General features: G+C 65.2%; 13 protein-coding genes. 11 read left to right on the top strand and 2 right to left on the bottom strand.

Going from position 1 to position 17,896, the window contains the following annotated elements; translation table 11 throughout:
• Both BLR94_RS21170 and BLR94_RS21165 read left to right on the top strand, forming a co-directional pair.
• The coding region (locus tag BLR94_RS21170) for a TRAP transporter large permease (RefSeq protein ID WP_139207486.1) at nucleotides 1-652 on the top strand (652 nt) is incomplete at its 5' end.
• Between the two features lie 287 nt (nucleotides 653-939).
• Entirely contained in the window at nucleotides 940-2,856 is a 1,917-nt protein-coding gene (locus BLR94_RS21165; RefSeq protein WP_084308362.1) for a beta-ketoacyl synthase, read from the top strand.
• A gap of 100 nt (nucleotides 2,857-2,956) precedes the next feature.
• Here BLR94_RS21165 and cysQ read toward each other — a convergent pair whose 3' ends face one another.
• Both cysQ and nudE read right to left on the bottom strand, forming a co-directional pair.
• Nucleotides 2,957-3,787, bottom strand: coding sequence for a 3'(2'),5'-bisphosphate nucleotidase CysQ (gene cysQ / locus BLR94_RS21160; protein ID WP_084308363.1), 831 nt, complete (start codon nucleotides 3,785-3,787; stop codon nucleotides 2,957-2,959).
• Entirely contained in the window at nucleotides 3,784-4,350 is a 567-nt protein-coding gene (gene nudE / locus BLR94_RS21155; protein WP_084308364.1) for an ADP compounds hydrolase NudE, read from the bottom strand. The genes cysQ and nudE overlap by 4 nt, the downstream gene beginning before the upstream one ends.
• Nucleotides 4,351-4,484: 134 nt before the next feature.
• Here nudE and yrfG point away from each other — a divergent pair, with 134 nt between their 5' ends.
• The 9 genes from yrfG (at nucleotide 4,485) to urtE (ending at nucleotide 17,782) form a co-directional block, all read left to right on the top strand.
• Nucleotides 4,485-5,153 carry a GMP/IMP nucleotidase gene (yrfG, locus tag BLR94_RS21150; protein WP_084308365.1) on the top strand — a complete coding sequence of 223 codons (669 nt, stop codon included), beginning with the start codon at nucleotides 4,485-4,487 and terminating at the stop codon, nucleotides 5,151-5,153.
• Between the two features lie 308 nt (nucleotides 5,154-5,461).
• Nucleotides 5,462-7,267: an allophanate hydrolase gene (gene atzF / locus BLR94_RS21145; RefSeq protein WP_244158243.1), complete on the top strand. Its 1,806-nt coding sequence runs from the start codon at nucleotides 5,462-5,464 to the stop codon at nucleotides 7,265-7,267.
• A gap of 326 nt (nucleotides 7,268-7,593) precedes the next feature.
• A complete protein-coding gene (gene uca, locus BLR94_RS21140; protein WP_084308367.1) occupies nucleotides 7,594-11,220 on the top strand; it encodes an urea carboxylase in 3,627 nt (1,208 codons plus the stop codon).
• 1 nt (nucleotide 11,221) lies between these two features.
• Nucleotides 11,222-11,944 carry a GntR family transcriptional regulator gene (locus BLR94_RS21135; RefSeq protein WP_084308368.1) on the top strand — a complete coding sequence of 241 codons (723 nt, stop codon included), beginning with the start codon at nucleotides 11,222-11,224 and terminating at the stop codon, nucleotides 11,942-11,944.
• Between the two features lie 58 nt (nucleotides 11,945-12,002).
• Nucleotides 12,003-13,268 (top strand): urea ABC transporter substrate-binding protein, encoded by a 1,266-nt coding sequence (urtA, locus tag BLR94_RS21130; protein ID WP_084308369.1) that lies wholly within the window; start codon nucleotides 12,003-12,005, stop codon nucleotides 13,266-13,268.
• A gap of 68 nt (nucleotides 13,269-13,336) precedes the next feature.
• Entirely contained in the window at nucleotides 13,337-14,908 is a 1,572-nt protein-coding gene (gene urtB, locus BLR94_RS21125; protein ID WP_084308370.1) for an urea ABC transporter permease subunit UrtB, read from the top strand.
• Between the two features lie 127 nt (nucleotides 14,909-15,035).
• A complete protein-coding gene (urtC, locus tag BLR94_RS21120; protein WP_084308371.1) occupies nucleotides 15,036-16,124 on the top strand; it encodes an urea ABC transporter permease subunit UrtC in 1,089 nt (362 codons plus the stop codon).
• A complete protein-coding gene (gene urtD, locus BLR94_RS21115) occupies nucleotides 16,121-16,960 on the top strand; it encodes an urea ABC transporter ATP-binding protein UrtD (protein ID WP_084308372.1) in 840 nt (279 codons plus the stop codon). Before urtC ends, urtD begins: the two co-directional genes overlap by 4 nt.
• Before the next feature lie 123 nt (nucleotides 16,961-17,083).
• The gene (gene urtE, locus BLR94_RS21110) at nucleotides 17,084-17,782 is read left to right on the top strand and encodes an urea ABC transporter ATP-binding subunit UrtE (RefSeq protein ID WP_084308373.1); all 699 of its coding nucleotides are present in this window, start codon (nucleotides 17,084-17,086) and stop codon (nucleotides 17,780-17,782) included.
• The last annotated feature ends 114 nt before the right edge of the window (nucleotides 17,783-17,896 follow it).

The raw sequence follows: 17,896 nt of genomic DNA, 5'->3' as shown, positions 1-17,896 counted from the left end.
CGCCGGGCGCAAGGCCGGCTGGGGCCTGCTGCTGATCGTGATCATCCTCGGCGGCATCTACTCGGGCATGTTCACGCCGACCGAGGCCGCTGCGGTGGCGGCGGTGTACGCGGCCTTCGTGGCGATCTTCATCTACAAGGATATGACCCTGCGCGAATGCCCGAAGGTGTTCGTCGAGGCCGGCAAGCTGAGCGTGGTGCTGATGTTCATCATCGCCAACGCCATGCTCTTCGCCCATGTGCTGACCACCGAGCAGATCCCCCAGTCGATCACCGCCTGGGTGGTGGAGCAGGGCTTTTCGCCCATCGAGTTCCTGCTGGTGGTGAACATCGTGCTGCTGATCGCCGGAACCTTCATGGAGCCGTCGGCGATCATCCTGATCCTGGCGCCGATCCTCTTCCCGATCGCCATGCAACTGGGCATCGACCCGATCCACCTGGGCATCATCATGGTGGTGAACATGGAGATCGGCCTGATCACCCCGCCCACGGGCCTGAACCTGTTCGTCACCTCGGCGGTCACCGGCATGCCGCTGACCCGCGTGGTGCGCGCGGTCTCGCCGTGGCTGCTGGTGATGCTGGCGTTCCTGATCCTGGTGACCTATGTGCCGTTCGTGTCGCTGGCGCTGCCGAACTGGCTGGGCATGAACTGATCATGCCCTGAGTTTCGCCCTGCAAACCAAGAAACCCGGCCCGCTGCCGGGATTCTTCGTTTATGCCACTGGGCACTGCCTGCGAACATCCGGGTCGTGCCGCGGGCGCCGATAACGGGTAACCTTGTATCAAGTCGTGACTTGTGGGTCATGGATCGCGTCAGCATAGGCACCCGATTAGCCATAATGGCGCCTTTCCCGTCGAGAAATGCGCGCCTCGCCTCGATCCGCTGACCCGGTATGCGCTCGCTGCGCTTGCCGATCTAATTAGTTGAAGGAGTGTCCGCGTGAAGTCTCGTTTGCCTGTGATCGTCGGTTTCGGTGGCTACAATGCCGCCGGCCGCAGCTCCTTCCACCACGGTTTCCGCCGCACGGTGATCGAATCGCTGGACGAACAGGCACGCCGCGAAACCCTCATCGGTCTGGCCGTGATGACCAAGCTGGTACGCGTGGTTGACGGCGCCTATCAGAGCCAGGATGGCGAGCCGTTATCCGCGACCGAGGTAGAACGGCGCTACGCCGATCAGGTACTGGCCTCCACCCTGGTGCGCCGCATCGAGAAGCAGCACCTGGATCCCGACGCTGCCCACTGGCACAAGAGCATCGCCCTGAACGGCGACGGCGGCAGCCTGACCTTCGTCACCAGCCGCAAGCAGTTGCCCGAGCCACTGCCAGCCAATTGGTCGGTCGCCGAACTCGATGGCAACGACGTGCGTGTCACCCTGCACGATCACTGTGAATTCAAGGTCGACAGCTACCGCGCACTGCCGGTGAAATCCGCCGGCCAGTTGCCGACCGGCTTCGAGCCGGGCGAGCTGTACAACTCGCGCTTCCACCCGCGCGGCCTGCAGATGGCCGTGGTCGGGGTCACTGACGCCCTGCGCGCCACCGGACTGCCCTGGCAGACCATCGTCGACCAGGTCGCGCCGGACGAAATCGCGGTATTCGCCGGCAGCATCATGAGCCAGCTCGACGAGAACGGCTTCGGCGGCCTGATGCAGTCGCGCCTCAAGGGCCATCGTGTCAGCTCCAAGCAGCTGGCCCTGGGCCTGAACACCATGCCCGCGGACTTCATCAACGCTTACGTGCTGGGCAGCGTCGGCACCACTGGCAGCGTCACCGGCGCCTGTGCCACGTTCCTCTACAACCTGCAGAAAGGCATCGAACAGATCAATGCCGGCACCGCTCGGGTGGTGATCGTCGGCAACAGCGAGGCACCGATCAATGCCGAGTGCATCGAGGGCTATGGCGCCATGGGCGCACTGGCCACCGAAGACGGCCTGCGCCTGATCGAAGGCAAGACCGATATGGCCCCGGGTGACGTCGACTTCCGTCGCGCCAGCCGCCCGTTCGGCGACAACTGCGGCTTCACCCTTTCGGAAGCCTGCCAGTTCGTGGTGTTGATGGACGATGAGCTGGCCCTGCAACTGGGTGCCGACATCCACGGCGCCGCCACCGATGTGTTCATCAACGCCGACGGCTTCAAGAAATCCATTTCCGCCCCCGGCCCGGGTAACTACCTGACCGTCGCCAAAGCCGTGGCCAGCGCCGTGCAGCTGCTGGGTGTCGATGCCGTGCGTCAGCGCAGCTTCGTGCATGCCCACGGCTCCAGCACCCCGGCCAACCGGGTTACCGAGTCTGAACTGCTGAATCGCGTGGCGGCGGCTTTCGCCATCGACAGTTGGCCGGTGGCCGCGGTCAAAGCGTTCGTCGGCCACTCCCTGGCGACCGCCAGCGGCGACCAGGTGATCTCCGCGCTGGGCACCTTCAAGTACGGCATCATTCCTGGCATCAAAACCATCGATGAAGTGGCTGCGGACGTGCACCAGCAGCACCTGAGCATCAGCAACGTGGACCGCCACGACCAGCGCATGGACCTGTGCTTCATCAACTCCAAGGGGTTTGGCGGCAACAACGCCAGCGCCGTGGTGCTCGCCCCCCACGTGGTCGAGCGCATGCTGCGCAAGCGCCATGGCGAGGCGGCGTTCAGCGCCTATCAGCAGCGTCGCGAGCAGACCCGCATGAATGCCCGTGCCTACGACGAGCAGGCACTGAAAGGGCAACTGGATGTTATTTACAACTTCGGCAACGACCTGATCGACGACACGCAGATCGATATCGGCAGCGAGCAGATCAAGGTACCGGGCTTCGCCCAGCCGCTGGTGTTCAAGCAGAACAGTCGCTACAGCGACATGCTCGACTGAGGCATAAGCCACCATCCCCGCAGGAGCGTCGCCCCGGCGCGAACGGTTGTGGCCATGCCGCGTTTTTCGCGCCGGCCAAATGGCGGTTGCCGGGGTTGCGCTAATTAGCTGGGGTCAGCCGCTTGGCTTGCTCGACCAGCACCGCGCGCCACTCGACGTCAGCTGGCAACGCCAGGAAGAAGGGGTTGAGCAGCGACTCCCTCGCCTCATAGCGCAGCGGCTCGCCGTGCAGGGTCAGCACCACGCCGCCGGCCCCCTCGAGTACGCCCTGGGCGGCGGCGGTATCCCACTGTGAAGTGGGCGCCAGGCGCGGGTAGAAGTCGGCGCTGCCTTCAGCGAGCTGGCAGAACTTCAACGAACTGCCGACACTGATTCGGTCGATATCGCCAAAGCGCGCAACCAGCGCGGCCAGCAACTGCTCCTGCAGGGCGCTGCCATGGCGCCGGCTGGCGACCACGGTGAGGCCACTGGCCGGGGTTTCTCGAACGGCAATCGCCTGCGGCTCGTCACCCGGCTCAGCGCGCCAGGCGCCCAGGCCGCTGCCGCCGTAATAAACAACGCCCGAGGCGGGAATGCCAACCACCCCGAACACCACCTGGCCGTCCTCGATCAGCGCCACATTGACGGTGAACTCCTCGCTGTCGGCGATGAACTCCTTGGTGCCATCCAGCGGATCGACCAGCCACCAGCGCGCCCAGAGAGCACGTTCACTCAGGGCAATATCGGCATCTTCTTCGGACAGCACGGGAATGCTCGCATCCAGCGCCTGCAAGCCGTCGGCCAGCACGCGATGGGCCGCCAGGTCGGCGGCGGTCACCGGAGAGGCATCGGCCTTCTCGACCACCTGAACACCCTGGCGCCAGAACGGCAGGATAGCGGCACCCGCCTGCTGCACCAGCGCCAGTACGGCAGGCAGCAGCGGATGGCTCATCGGCTCAGTTCCCCGCGCTGCTCGAGCAGATCGCGCACCAGATACAGGGCCGCCAGAGCACGGCCTTCGCTGAACTGTGGATGCTGGATCAGAGCGGACAGCTCACGCAGACTGACTTTATCCACACGCAGCGGCTCCGGCTCGTCGCCGGGCAGCGTTTGTGGATACAGATCGCGGGCCAGTACCACCTGGATCTTCTGGCTCATATAACCGGGAGACAGGCTCAGCTCGGCCAGGTGTTCCAGCGTGCGGGCGCCGAAGCCGGCCTCTTCCTGCAGTTCTCGATTGGCGGCATCGAGTACATCCTCGTCCGGCTCGATCAGCCCCTTGGGCAGGGATATCTCGTATTCACCAGTGCCGCCGCAATATTCTTCGACCAACAGAACGTGTTCGTCATCCACCATGGCCACGATCATCACCGCACCGTGCCCGGTACCGCGTCCGACCAACCGTTCGTAGGTGCGCTCGGCACCGTTGCTGAAGCGCAACTGGATTTCCTCGACACGAAACAGGCGGCTGCTGGCGACGATTTCTCGGGCGATGACGGTGGGCTTCTGACGCATGGGTGAGTCCTGCTGCTGGGCTGACCGGAACGGTTATCATACCGCGCCTGCCTGGATTGTCTGCGCTCTAAAAGCGCGCACTGACGACCAGCGAGCACCGTTCGCCCATTTCTACCTTAGAGAGCCGCCCCGCCATGAACCTGCCCTGGTCCGAGATCGACACCGTGCTGCTGGACATGGACGGCACCCTGCTCGATCTGCATTTCGACAATCACTTCTGGCTCGAGCACCTGCCGCAGCGCTACGCCGAGCACCATGGCGTCAGCCGTGCCCTGGCCGATGCCGAGCTGCAACCGTTGTTCGTCAAGCACGCCGGCCAGCTGAACTGGTACTGCACGGACTTCTGGAGCCGCGAGCTGAACCTGTCGATCCGTGACCTCAAGCGTGAGGTCGCCGACCTGATCGCCCTGCGCCCGGACGCCGACACCTTTCTCGCCGCCATCCGCCAGGCCGGCAAACAGGTGGTGATGATCACCAACGCCCACCGCGACTCGCTGTCCCTGAAGCTGGAGCGCATCGAACTGGCGCCCTACTTCGACCGCCTGATCAGCTCCCATGACTACGGCTTCCCCAAGGAAGATGCGCAGTTCTGGTTCGCTCTGCAGCAGGACCTGCCCTTCGATCCGGCGCGCAGCCTGTTCATCGACGATAACGTGCCGATCCTGCGCAGCGCCCAACGCTTCGGCGTGCAGCACCTGCTGGCGATCCATGAGCCGGATAGCCGCAAAGGCGTGAAGGACACCGAAGAGTTCGAGGCCGTGCGGGATTACCGGGCGCTACTGAACGGGCTGAGCGGCTGGTGAGTGGCGTTAGCGGTCATTTGTAGGGTGGACGACGCCTCATCCGTCCACCGCTCTGCGATCGCGATGGTGGATGAAAAGAGCATCATCCACCCTACGGCTGCTAACGCCTTATTCCTGCCCCTTATCCCATCTCACACCACACCGGTCGTCTGCGCACCAAAAGGCTTCAGCGCGGCTCCGCTACGGTGCAGGAATAGTCCTAAAAAACCCTCTCATAAAATAAAATTCATAAAAATCATATAGTTAAAAAAATGGCATTGCTCTTGCTCTAGAGATTTCAACTTGGATACAAGATGGAATCTCAGAGCATGTCCAACGCCTCCTTCGCCTTCACCCTCGCCGACTGGCAACAGGCTTACCGCGATGCCGCGCAGCCCGCCGAACTGCTGCACGCCCTGCGCGCGCAACTGGGCCATGACGACAACGCCTGGATCTGTCTGGCCAGTGCGGCGCAGCTCGACGCCCAGTTGAGCCATCTGCAGGCCCTGCTCGACAAGGCTGAAGGCCAGCAGGACAAGCTGCCTCTGTACGGCGTGCCGTTCGCCATCAAGGACAACATCGACGCCGCCGGCTGGGCCACCACCGCCGCCTGCCCCGAATTCGCCTACGACGCCGAGGCCGATGCCACGGTGGTGGCGCGCCTGCGCGCTGCCGGGGCCATCCTTATCGGCAAGACCAATCTCGATCAGTTCGCTACCGGCCTGGTCGGTACCCGCTCGCCCCACGGCGCGGTCGCCAACAGCTTCAATCCGCAGTACGTCAGCGGCGGTTCCAGCTCCGGCTCGGCCAGCGTGGTCGCGCGCGGCCTGGTGCCGCTCTCCCTGGGTACCGATACGGCCGGCTCGGGCCGAGTGCCGGCGGGCTTCAACAATATCGTCGGGCTCAAGCCGACCAAGGGCTGGCTACCGAACACCGGCCTGGTGCCGGCTTGTCGTACGGTGGATTGCATCTCGATATTCGCCCTCACGGTCGGTGACGCCGAAACCGTCGCCTGCCTCGCGGGCGGTTACGACGCCGGGGATGCCTACTCGCGCCGCAATCCCAACAGCGCCCCTGTCGGCATGAAGTCCGCACCAACCTTCGCCGTGCCAGATAGCCTGGAGTTCTTCGGCGATACCCAGACCCAGGCCGTGTTCGAGCAGGCGCTGGAGCAGCTGAAAAGCCTTGGTGTGACCCTCAAGACCATCGACTTCAACCCCTTCCGTGAGCTCGCCGAGCAGCTGTATTACGGCCCCTGGGTCGCCGAGCGTACCGTCGCCGTGGAAGGCGTGCCGGTGGAGCACCTCGATCCGGTGGTGCGCGGCATCGTCGACAGCGGCCACCAGTACAGTGCCTGCGACGCCTATAAGGCCGAGTACCTGCGCGCCGAACTGAGCCGCAGGATCAACGACGCGCTGGCAGGTTTCGATGCGCTGGTGGTGCCTACGTCTCCGACCATTCGCAGCCTCGATGAAATGCGTCAGGAGCCGGTACTGTTCAACAGCCAGTTCGGCATCTACACCAACTTCACCAACCTCGCCGACCTCGCCGCCCTGGCAATACCTGCCGGCCTGCGCGACGACGGCCTGCCCGCCGGCATCACCCTGCTCGCCCCCGCCTGGCATGACCTGGCTCTGGCGGCCTTCGGCAAGCGCTGGCAGGCCAGCGTGGAGCTGCCCCTAGGCGCCACCGGTCGCGCGCTGCCGCCGCAAACCCCGGCCACGTCGGTGCCGGCTGGCAGCGTGCGGGTAGCCGTGGTGGGCGCACACCTGACCGGCATGCCGCTGAACGTCCAGCTGACCACCCGCAACGCGGTGCTGGTCGAGCAGACCCTGACCTCGCCGGACTATCGCCTCTACGCCCTGGCCGGCACCGTGCCGCCCAAACCGGGCCTGGCGCGCAGCAGCGACGGCACCTCGATCATCGTCGAGCTGTGGGACATCCCCCTGGCGCGCTTCGGCGAATTCGTCGCCGAAATCCCCGCGCCGCTGGGTATCGGCAACCTGACCCTGGCGGACGGACGCAGCGTGAAGGGCTTCATCTGCGAGCCCTGGGCGCTGGCCGATGCCCGAGACATCACCAGTTTCGGTGGCTGGCGCGCCTTTATCGCCAGCCAGCAAGCAGCCAAGAACTGAAACCGTAGGGTGGATGGCCGAAGCCATCCACCAACGAACAGCTGGTGGAAAACGCTTCGCGGTTTTCCACCCTACGTTGAGGACACGAACATGTTCCAGACCGTAATGATCGCCAACCGTGGCGACCAGCCGCGCAGCAGCGCAGCGACGAAGTCAAAGTGCCGGGCGGGCGTAGCCCGTCACGGCGATCTCGCCACGGAGAGCCGCCATGTTTGAAACAGTCCTGATCGCCAACCGTGGCGACCAGCCGCGCAGCAGCGCAGCGACGAAGTCAAAGTGCCGGGCGGGCGTAGCCCGTCACGGCGATCTCGCCACGGAGAGCCACCATGTTTGAAACAGTCCTGATCGCCAACCGTGGCGAGATCGCCGTCCGCGCCATCCGCACCCTCAAGCGTCTCGGCGTGAAGAGCGTGGCGGTGTACTCGGACGCCGACCGCAATGCCCAGCATGTACGTGATGCCGACGTGGCCGTGGCGCTGGGCGGCGACAAGGCTGCCGACAGCTACCTGCGTATCGACAAGATTCTCGCCGCCGCCAAGGAAACTGGCGCCCAGGCGATCTATCCCGGTTATGGCTTTCTCTCGGAAAGCGCCGAATTCGCCGAGGCCTGCGAAAGCGCAGGGATCGCCTTCGTCGGCCCGACGCCGACGCAGATCCGCGAGTTTGGCCTCAAGCACCGGGCTCGCGAACTGGCCGCCGACGCGCAGGTGCCGATGGCGCCCGGCACCGGCCTGCTGCCAAGCCTCGAAGAAGCCCTGGCGGCCGCCGAAGGCATCGGCTACCCGGTGATGCTCAAGACCACTGCCGGCGGTGGCGGTATCGGCCTGACCCGCTGCGCCGACGCCGTGGCCCTGGCCAGCGCCTATGAAGGTGTCAAGCGCATGGGCGAGCAGTTCTTCAGTGATTCGGGGGTATTCCTCGAGCGCTTCGTCGACCAGGCGCGGCATGTCGAGGTGCAGATATTCGGTGATGGCAAAGGCCGCGTGGCCGCCCTGGGAGAACGCGACTGCTCGCTGCAGCGTCGCAACCAGAAGGTGGTCGAGGAAACCCCGGCACCGAACCTGCCGCAAGCCACCCGCGAGCGCCTGCATGCTGCCGCCGTCGAGCTGGGCGAGTCGGTGAGCTACCGCAGTGCCGGTACCGTGGAGTTCATCTACGACGCCGCTCGCGACGACTTCTACTTTCTCGAAGTGAACACCCGCCTGCAGGTCGAGCACCCGGTGACCGAGATGGTCACCGGCCTGGATCTCATCGAGTGCATGCTGCGCGTGGCCGCAGGCGACGCGCTGGACTGGGTCGCCCTGAGCCGCGCCCCGCAAGGTGCGGCCATCGAAGTGCGCATCTATGCCGAAGACCCGTTGAAGAACTTCCAGCCCAGCCCGGGCGTGCTGACCGACGTGCACTTCCCGGACGACGTCCGTGTCGATGGCTGGGTCAGTACCGGCAGCGAGGTGTCGGCCTTCTATGACCCGATGATCGCCAAGCTGATCGTCCACGCCGCCACGCGCGACGAGGCCATTGCCAAGCTACACAAAGCGCTGGGCGAAACCCGTCTGCACGGTATCGCCAGCAACCTCGACTACCTGCGCCAGGTCGTTGCCGAGCCGCGCTTCCACGCCGCGCAGATCTGGACCCGCTTGCTCGACACCTTCAGCTACGCGGCGCAGGTGGTCGAGGTGCTGGAGCCCGGTACTTACAGCAGCGTGCAGGACTTCCCCGGCCGTCTCGGCTACTGGGACATCGGCGTGCCGCCGTCCGGGCCGATGGACGACTACGCGTTCCGCCTGGCCAACCGCATCGTCGGCAACCACCAGAGCGCTGCCGGGCTGGAATTCACCCTACAGGGCCCAAGCCTGCGCTTCCACAGCGATGCGCTGATCGCCCTCGCCGGTGCTGACTGCCCGGCCGAGCTGGATGGTGAGAGCGTGCCCTATTGGGCGCCAATCGCCATCAAGGCAGGTCAAGTGCTCAAGCTCGGCCGCGCGCAAAGCGGCTGCCGTACTTACCTCGCCGTGCGCGGCGGCTTCGATGTGCCCCTGTACCTGGGCAGCCGCTCGACCTTCGCCCTCGGCCAGTTCGGCGGCCATGGCGGGCGCACCCTGCGCACCGCCGACATGCTGGCCATCTCCCAGGACCTGCCCGCCTGCACCACGCCGGCGCCGGTCAGCGAGCCCCAGGCGCTGGATACCAGCCTGATTCCCGAGTACGGCACGACCTGGAACATCGGTGTGCTCTATGGCCCCCACGGTGCGCCGGACTTCTTCACACCCGAAGCGATCGAGCAGTTCTTCGCCGCCGACTGGCAGGTGCACTACAACTCCAACCGCCTGGGTGTGCGCCTCTCCGGGCCGAAGCCGAGCTGGACCCGCGCCGACGGCGGCGAAGCCGGCCTGCATCCGTCCAACGTGCATGACTGCGAATACGCCATTGGCGCCATCAACTTCACCGGTGACTTCCCGGTGATTCTCACCAAGGACGGCCCGAGCCTTGGCGGCTTCGTCTGCCCGGTGACCATCGCCAAGGCCGAGCTGTGGAAAGTCGGCCAGGTCAAGCCAGGCGACACCCTGCGCTTTCATCCGATCAGCTTCGAGCAGGCTCAGGCGCTGGAACAGGCGCAACTGGGCAGCCTCGAGCGGCTGAGCGCGGTCAGCGCGGTACAGTTGCCGGCGCCCAGCCTGCAGCCGGGTGACACCCTGTCAGCCACCGTGCTGGCCGAGCTGCCAGCCGATGGCAGCCGCCCGCGCGCGGTCTACCGGCAGGCTGGCGATGCCTACATCCTGCTCGAATATGGCGACAACGTGCTCGACCTGGCGCTGCGTCTACGCGTGCATCTGCTGATGGAAGCGCTCAAGGCAGCGCCGCTCGCCGGTCTGGAAGAGCTGGCGCCGGGCGTGCGCTCCCTGCAGTTGCGTTACGACAGCCGTGTACTGCATCAGCAGGCGCTGCTCGACCACCTGCTACGCCTCGAACGCGAGCTGGGCGACGTGGCGGATCTCAAGGTACCGACCCGTATCGTCCACCTGCCCATGGCCTTCGAAGACAGCGCCACCCTCGCTGCCGTCAGCCGCTACAGCGAGACCGTGCGCAGCCAGGCGCCGTGGCTGCCGAACAACGTCGATTTCATCCAGCGCGCCAATGGCCTGGCCAGCCGCGAGGACGTGCGCGATATCCTCTTCGCGGCCAGCTACCTGATCCTCGGCCTCGGCGACGTCTACCTCGACGCGCCCTGCGCCGTGCCGCTCGACCCGCGCCACCGGCTGCTCAGTTCCAAGTACAACCCGGCACGTACCTACACCGCCGAAGGCACCGTGGGTATCGGCGGCATGTACATGTGCATCTACGGCATGGACTCGCCCGGCGGCTACCAACTGGTCGGCCGTACCCTGCCGATCTGGAACAAGTTCGTGAAGAACGCCCAGTTCGAGGGCGGCCAGCCGTGGCTGCTGCACTTTTTCGATCAGGTGCGTTTCTACCCGGTCAGCGAGACCGAGCTGGACGAATTCCGCGACGCCTTCCGTGAAGGCCGCGCACAAATCAGAATCGAGCAGAGCACCTTCGATTTTTCCGAATACCAGCGCTTCCTGGCGGACAACGCCAGCAGCATCGCCAGCTTCCAGCAGGTGCAGAAGCAGGCCTTCGATACCGAAGTACAGCTGTGGCGTGACGACGACGCCGACAGCCACGCCGCGCCAGTCGCCAGCAGCGACGAGGACGAAGCCGTCGATGGCCAGGTGGTCAGCGCCGACATGTGCGGCAGCGTCTGGAAGGTGCTGGTCGAACCCGGCCAGTACGTCGAAGCCGGTACGCCGTTGCTGGTGGTCGAGGCGATGAAGATGGAGCTGGCCGTGCTCGCGCCGGCAGCGGGTACGGTCAAGGCCGTGCGCTGCCAGCCGGGCAGGTCGGTCACTCCGGGCGACGTGCTGCTGATCCTCGATCCGAGCGAGGCGGCCTGACATGCAACTGGTCGACCCGATCAGGCGCGGCAAGGAGCGCCCGGAGAACCTCGCCGAGCGCATCTACGGGCAGCTCAAGGACGACATTTCCGAGTTCCGCCTGCTGCCGGGCGACCGTTTCAGCGAGGGTGAGGTGGCCGAGCGCATGGCGGCCAGCCGCACACCGGTGCGCCAGGCGCTCTATCGCCTGGAGCGCGAGGGTTACCTGGAGGTGTATTTCCGCAGCGGCTGGCAGGTCAAGCCGTTCGACTTCCATCATTTCGAAGAGCTCTACGACGTTCGCATCGTGCTCGAAATGGCGGCGGTCAAGCGCCTCTGCGACCGCGAGGCAGGCGAGACGCCGGAATTGCTGGAGAGCCTGCGCGGCATCTGGATGGTCGCGCCTGAACAACGCCTGCAGGACGGTCGTGAAACCGCGCTTCTGGATGAACGTTTCCATTGCCAGTTGGTTGAGGCCACCGGCAACCGCGAGATGGCCCGATTGCATCGCGAAATCAGCGAAAAGATTCGTATCGTCCGTCGTCTGGACTTCACCAAGACGCCGCGGGTGGAAGCCACCTTTGAGGAGCACGCACGCATTCTCGGCGCGATCCTGTCGCGCCGTTGCGAAGAAGCACAGCTGTTGCTCAAGACCCACATAGAGGTCAGCAAGGCGGAAGTGCGCAAGATCACCCTGCACATGCTGCACCAGGCCCGCCAACGGGCCGTACCGGCGCAGGGCTGACGTGATGTCCTTGAACCACTGCCAACAACCATAACCGTTAGTGAATGGAGATCGCCCCATGCAACGTCGCAGCCTGATCAAGGCCTTCACCCTCTCCGCGTCCATCGCCGCCATGGGCCTGAGCTGGAGCATCCAGGCCGCCGAGACCATCAAGGTCGGCGTCCTGCACTCGCTGTCCGGCACCATGGCCATTTCGGAAACCTCGCTCAAAGACATGGCGCTGATGACCATCGACGAGATCAACGCCAAGGGCGGTGTGCTCGGCAAGCAGCTCGAGCCGGTGGTGGTCGACCCGGCCTCCAACTGGCCGCTGTTCGCCGAACGTGGCCGCCAGTTGCTGACCCAGGACAAGGTCGCGGTGACCTTCGGCTGTTGGACCTCGGTATCGCGCAAATCGGTACTGCCGGTCTTTGAGGAACTCAACGGCCTGCTGTTCTACCCGGTGCAGTACGAAGGCGAAGAAATGTCGCCGAACGTGTTCTACACCGGCGCCGCGCCAAACCAGCAGGCGATCCCGGCGGTGGAGTACCTGCTCAGCGAAGACGGCGGCGCCGCCAAGCGTTTCTTCCTGCTCGGCACCGACTACGTCTACCCGCGCACCACCAACAAGATCCTGCGCGCCTTCCTGCACAGCAAGGGCGTTCAGGACAAGGACATCGAAGAGGTCTACACGCCGTTCGGCCACAGCGATTACCAGACCATCGTCGCCAACATCAAGAAGTTCTCCGCCGGCGGCAAGACCGCGGTGGTGTCCACCGTCAACGGTGACTCCAACGTGCCGTTCTACAAGGAACTGGCCAACCAGGGCATCGAAGCTACCGACGTGCCGGTGGTGGCGTTCTCGGTCGGCGAGGAAGAACTGCGCGGCATCGACACCAAGCCGCTGGTCGGCCACCTGGCGGCCTGGAACTACTTCCAGTCCGTGGAGAACCCGGTCAACGAGAAGTTCGTCGCCGACTGGAAGGCCTACGCCAAGGCCAAGAAGCTGCCGAACGCCGACACCGTGGTCACCAACGACCCGATGGAAGCCACCTACGTGGGCATCCACATGTGGGCCCAGGCCGTCGAGAAGGCTGGCACCACGGACGTCGACAAGGTGCGCGTGGCCATGGCCGGCCAGGAATTCGCGGCGCCGAGCGGATTCACCCTGAAGATGGACGAGAAGAACCATCACCTGCACAAGCCGGTGATGATCGGCGAGGTCCAGGAAGACGGCCAGTTCTCGGTGGTCTGGGAAACCGAAGGGCCGATCCGCGCCCAGCCGTGGAGCCCGTACATCGAGGGTAACGACAAGAAAGGCGACACCCCGGTGAAGTCGAACTGATCCGCACCGTGGCACAGGCGCCGAGTCGTTCTCCGGCGCCTGTGCCACGGGACACCAAGGACACGCCCATGCCTCATGCCTTTGCCCGAATTCTCTTCAGCCTGCTACTCCTGCTGCCATTGGCCGCACAAGCCGGCGAAGCCGACGATTTCGTCGCCGCCAGCGCCACGCAGCAAGCCAGACAGCTGGAAAGCTGGGCCGCCATGCCCAACCCGGCACGCCAGCCGCTACTCGATGCGCTGCAACAGGGCCGTGTGGCCGCTGACGGCGACAAACGCGCCTTCATCGAAACCGACGCTGGCTACCGCGCCGCCGAAGGCGATGCCGAGCCGCAAGGCACCCCGCGCAAACTGCGCCTGAACAATCGCCTGCGCGGGCTGATCGCCAACGCCCAGGCCAGCCATCAGTTGCTCGCCAGTGAGGCAACCGTGCGCCTGAGCGCCGCCCAGCAATTGCAGAAGAGCGCCCAGCCGGCGCAACTGCCGCTGCTCGCCCAGGCGCAAGCCAAGGAAGACGACGACGCCGTGCGCGATGCCCTCACCCTCGCCCTGGCCAACCTGCAACTGGTCGACGCCAACCCGGCGGTGCGCCTGGCTGCCGTGCGCCTGCTCGGCGAAACCGGCGAGCCGCTGGCACGTACCCGCCTGGAAAATCTGCTGGAGCCCGGCGTGGAAAGCGACGCTGGCGTGCGCACCGCCGCAGAAACCAGCCTCGCCCAGGTCAAGCGCAAGCTGCTTATCGGCGAACTGCTCGGCCAGGCATTCAGCGGCATGAGCCTGGGCTCGATCCTGCTGCTCGCCGCGCTTGGCCTGGCCATCACCTTCGGCCTGCTCGGGGTGATCAACATGGCCCACGGCGAGATGCTGATGCTCGGTGCCTATTCCACCTACATGGTGCAGATCCTCTTCCAGCGCTTCGCTCCCGAAGCCCTGGCGCTTTACCCGCTGGTGGCACTGCCGGTGGCTTTCTGCGTGACCGCCGTCATCGGCATGGCGCTGGAGCGCACGGTGATTCGTCACCTCTACGGCCGCCCGCTGGAAACCCTGCTCGCCACCTGGGGCATCAGCCTGATCCTGATCCAGCTGGTGCGCGTGCTGTTCGGTGCGCAGAACGTCGAGGTGGCCAACCCCTACTGGCTGTCCGGCGGCATCCAGGTGCTGCCTAACCTGGTGCTGCCGTACAACCGTATCGTGATCATCGGCTTCGCCCTGGCCGTGGTGGCGCTGACCTGGCTGCTGCTGAACAAGACCCGCCTGGGGCTCAACGTGCGTGCCGTCACCCAGAACCGCAACATGGCCGCCTGCTGCGGCGTACCCACTGGCCGCGTCGACATGCTGGCCTTCGGGCTCGGCTCGGGCATCGCCGGCCTCGGTGGCGTGGCCCTCAGCCAGATCGGCAACGTCGGCCCGGATCTCGGCCAGAGCTACATCATCGATTCGTTCCTGGTGGTGGTACTCGGCGGCGTCGGCCAACTGGCCGGCAGCGTCATGGCGGCCTTCGGCCTGGGGATCGCCAACAAGATCCTCGAACCACAGATCGGCGCCGTGCTCGGCAAGATCCTCATCCTCGCGCTGATCATCCTGTTCATTCAGAAACGTCCGCAAGGCTTGTTCGCCCTGAAAGGGAGGGTGATCGATTGAAGCGGATCCTCGACCGCGACACCGCGGGAGCCGGCCATGCCGGCGACTGCACCAGCGCAATCGCTCGCGCCTATGGCGCGCTCCCACAGGCCGGCATAGCGGCCTCAACCGCACGGGTGATCGACCGATGAACGCCGCCAACCAAACCCTGCTGGCCCGTGCCAGCGCCAGACTCGGCCCGCAGGTCTCGCTCTTCATCGGCCTGCTGGTGCTCGCCACGCTGGTCGCCATGCCGCTGCTGCACCTGCTGCCCGGTGAGCATGCCCTGCACGTGTCGGCTTACACGCTGACCCTGGTCGGCAAGATCCTCTGCTACTGCATCGTCGCCCTGGCGCTCGATCTGGTCTGGGGCTACGCCGGCCTGCTGTCCCTCGGCCATGGCCTGTTCTTCGCCCTCGGCGGCTATGCCATGGGCATGTACCTGATGCGCGAAGCCGCTGGCGACGGCCTGCCGGCGTTCATGAGCTTCCTCGCCTGGACCGAGTTGCCCTGGTACTGGTACGGCACCGACAACTTCCTCTGGTCCCTGTGCCTGGTGGTGCTGGCACCCGGGCTGCTGGCCCTGGTGTTCGGCTTCTTCGCCTTCCGCTCGCGAATCAAGGGCGTGTATTTCTCGATCATGACCCAGGCACTGACCTTCGCCGGCATGCTGTTGTTCTTTCGCAACGAGACCGGCTTCGGCGGCAACAACGGCTTCACCAACTTCCGCAGCATCCTCGGTTTCGAGATCACCGCAGCGAGCACCCGCGCCAGCCTGTTCCTGCTGACCGTGCTGTTGCTGGTCGGCAGCCTCTACCTGGGCTGGCGCCTGGCGCGCAGCAAGTTCGGCCGGGTGCTGACCGCCCTGCGCGACGCCGAGAACCGGCTGATGTTCTGCGGCTACGATCCGCGCGGCTACAAGCTGTTCATCTGGGTACTGAGTGCCGTGCTCTGTGGCCTGGCCGGTGCGCTGTACGTGCCCCAGGTCGGCATCATCAACCCCAGCGAAATGGCCCCGACCCAATCCATCGAAGCCGCCGTGTGGGTGGCGCTCGGCGGGCGCGGCACGCTGGTCGGCCCGCTGCTCGGCGCCGGCCTGGTCAACGGCATGAAGAGCTGGTTCACCGTGGCCTTCCCCGAGTACTGGCTGTTCGCTCTCGGTGCGCTGTTCATCGTGGTCACCCTGTTCCTGCCCAAGGGCGTCATCGGCCTTATCAAGCGAGGGGAAAAATCATGAGAGCGGCTCCGATTCCCGAGATGATGATCGACCCGACCGGCAGCAGCCGTGATGCCATCGGCCTCGGTCAGAGCGCGGGCAGTGGCCTGAACGTGCGCCATGGCACCCTGCTGACCCTGGAGGACATCAACGTCGCCTTCGACGGCTTCAAGGCACTGACCGACCTGACCCTGTACATCGGCGTCGGCGAGCTGCGCTGCATCATCGGCCCCAACGGCGCCGGCAAGACCACCCTGATGGACGTGATCACCGGCAAGACCCGGCCCAACAGCGGCGTCGCCTACTTCGGCGAGACCTTCGACCTGACCCGGATGAGCGAAGTCGAGATCGCCCAGGCCGGGATCGGCCGCAAGTTCCAGAAGCCAACGGTGTTCGAGGCGCTGAGCGTGTTCGAAAACCTCGAACTGGCGCAGAAGACCGACAAATCCGTATGGGCCAGTCTGCGCGCCAGGCTCAGCGGCGAACAGCGCGACCGCATCGACGAGGTGCTCGCCACCATCCGCCTCGACGCCTCGCGCCAGCGCCCGGCCGGCCTGCTGTCCCACGGCCAGAAGCAGTTTCTCGAGATCGGCATGCTGCTGGTGCAGGATCCGCAACTCCTGCTGCTCGACGAGCCTGTGGCCGGCATGACCGACGCGGAAACCGAATTCACCGCCGAGCTGTTCAGGTCCCTGGCGCGCAAGCACTCGCTGATGGTGGTCGAGCACGACATGGGCTTCGTCGGCAGCATCGCCGACCACGTCACCGTGCTGCACCAGGGCCGCGTGCTGGCCGAAGGCTCGCTGGACGCCGTGCAGGCCAACGAACGGGTAATCGAGGTTTATCTGGGCCGCTGAACGCAACAGCCAGAGCGAAACGTAGGGTGGATGACGTTTTTTTCATCCACCAATGGCATCGCACGGTGGATCGATAGAGCGTGAGCTACGCGCCCCCATCCACCCTACGCAAAGGACATCGACATGCTGCAAGTCCAACAGCTTCACCAATATTACGGCGGCAGCCATATCCTGCGCGGCCTGTCGTTCGACGTGAAGGTCGGCGAGGTCACCTGCCTGCTTGGCCGCAACGGCGTGGGCAAGACCACCCTGCTCAAATGCCTGATGGGCCTGCTGCCGGCCAGGCAGGGCCAGGTCAACTGGGAGGGCAAGCCGATCACCGGCTTCAAGCCGCACCAGCGGGTGCACGCCGGCATCGCCTACGTGCCCCAGGGTCGCGAAATATTCGGCCGGCTGACCGTGGAAGAAAACCTGCTGATGGGCCTGTCGCGCTTCCCCGGCAGCCAGGCCAAGGAGGTTCCTGCCTTCATCTACGAGCTGTTCCCGGTGCTGCTGGAAATGAAACAGCGCCGCGGCGGCGACCTGTCCGGCGGTCAGCAGCAACAGCTGGCCATCGGCCGGGCGCTGGCCAGCCAGCCACGGCTGCTGATCCTCGACGAGCCCACCGAAGGCATCCAGCCCTCGGTGATCAAGGAAATCGGCGTGGTGATCAAGAAGCTGGCGGAGCGTGGCGATATGGCCATCCTGCTGGTCGAGCAGTTCTACGACTTCGCCGCCGAGCTGGCCGACCAGTACCTGGTGATGAGCCGCGGCGAGATCGTCCAGCAGGGCCGTGGCGAAACCATGGAGACGGATGGCGTGCGCGGCCTGGTCGCCATCTGAACGGCAACAGGCAAAAGACGCTCACTGTACCTACGCGGTGACCGCCCAAGGCGGTTATCCTTGCCGTGCGCCACCCTGCCTTCACCTGCAGGCCAACCCGCAGGCATTCCGGTG

The sequence above is a fragment of the Phytopseudomonas flavescens genome, assembly GCF_900100535.1.
In the GTDB taxonomy this organism is placed as follows: Bacteria; Pseudomonadota; Gammaproteobacteria; order Pseudomonadales; family Pseudomonadaceae; genus Aquipseudomonas; species Aquipseudomonas flavescens.
Note: the sequence above shows the minus strand (reverse complement) of the source record. Positions and strands in the feature narration are given on the sequence as shown.

Excerpts from the sequence above, each read along its gene's own strand:
- cysQ (WP_084308363.1), bottom strand. The coding sequence starts at position 3,787 with ATGAGCCATCCGCTGCTGCCTGCCGTACTGGCGCTGGTGCAGCAGGCG.
- nudE (WP_084308364.1), bottom strand. The coding sequence starts at position 4,350 with ATGCGTCAGAAGCCCACCGTCATCGCCCGAGAAATCGTCGCCAGCAGC.
- yrfG (WP_084308365.1), top strand. The coding sequence starts at position 4,485 with ATGAACCTGCCCTGGTCCGAGATCGACACCGTGCTGCTGGACATGGAC.
- atzF (WP_244158243.1), top strand. The coding sequence starts at position 5,462 with ATGTCCAACGCCTCCTTCGCCTTCACCCTCGCCGACTGGCAACAGGCT.
- uca (WP_084308367.1), top strand. The coding sequence starts at position 7,594 with ATGTTTGAAACAGTCCTGATCGCCAACCGTGGCGAGATCGCCGTCCGC.
- BLR94_RS21135 (WP_084308368.1), top strand. The coding sequence starts at position 11,222 with ATGCAACTGGTCGACCCGATCAGGCGCGGCAAGGAGCGCCCGGAGAAC.
- urtA (WP_084308369.1), top strand. The coding sequence starts at position 12,003 with ATGCAACGTCGCAGCCTGATCAAGGCCTTCACCCTCTCCGCGTCCATC.
- urtB (WP_084308370.1), top strand. The coding sequence starts at position 13,337 with ATGCCTCATGCCTTTGCCCGAATTCTCTTCAGCCTGCTACTCCTGCTG.
- urtC (WP_084308371.1), top strand. The coding sequence starts at position 15,036 with ATGAACGCCGCCAACCAAACCCTGCTGGCCCGTGCCAGCGCCAGACTC.
- urtD (WP_084308372.1), top strand. The coding sequence starts at position 16,121 with ATGAGAGCGGCTCCGATTCCCGAGATGATGATCGACCCGACCGGCAGC.
- urtE (WP_084308373.1), top strand. The coding sequence starts at position 17,084 with ATGCTGCAAGTCCAACAGCTTCACCAATATTACGGCGGCAGCCATATC.